The following is a 631-nucleotide window of genomic DNA, read 5'->3' on the forward strand; positions in this document are numbered from 1 at the left end:
TGTGTGTGATGGCGTGCCTTTTGAAGAATGAGCCTGCGAGTCAGCGGCATGTCGCGAGGTTAACCCGTGTGGGGTAGCCGTAGGGAAACCGAATCCTAATGGGGTGTAAAGTGGCATGTCCTGGACCCGAAGCGGGGTGATCTACCCATGGCCAGTGTGAAGCAGCTGTAAGAGGTTGTGGAGGCGCGAACCCACGTAGGTTGAAAACTGCGGGGATGAGCTGTGGGTAGGGGTGAAAGGCCAATCAAACTCCGTGATAGCTGGTTCTCCCCGAAATGCATTTAGGTGCAGCGTCGTATTATAGCTTGGTGGAGGTAGAGCGACTGGTTGGTTGAGCGGGACTACAATCTTAGCAATGTCAGCCAAACTCCGAATGCCGCTAATTGTGTTGTACGGCAGTGAGACTGTGGGGGATAAGCTTCATAGTCGAGAGGGAAACAGCCCAGATCGCCGGTTAAGGCCCCTAAGGGTGTACTAAGTGGAAAAGGATGTGGGATCGCGAAGACAGCCAGGAGGTTGGCTTAGAAGCAGCCATCCTTGAAAGAGTGCGTAATAGCTCACTGGTCGAGTGGTTCTGCGCCGACAATTCAGTGGGGCTCAAGTACACCGCCGAAGCCGCGGCAAACATTTT

General features: G+C 54.0%; 1 rRNA gene. It reads left to right on the plus strand.

Features of this window, described 5'->3' with window-relative positions:
- Positions 1-631, plus strand: a 23S ribosomal RNA gene (locus MHY08_RS11615); the annotation flags it as partial.

It is taken from the genome of Corynebacterium sp. ACRPJ (genome assembly GCF_022347345.1).
Classification (GTDB): domain Bacteria; phylum Actinomycetota; class Actinomycetes; order Mycobacteriales; family Mycobacteriaceae; genus Corynebacterium; species Corynebacterium tuberculostearicum_D.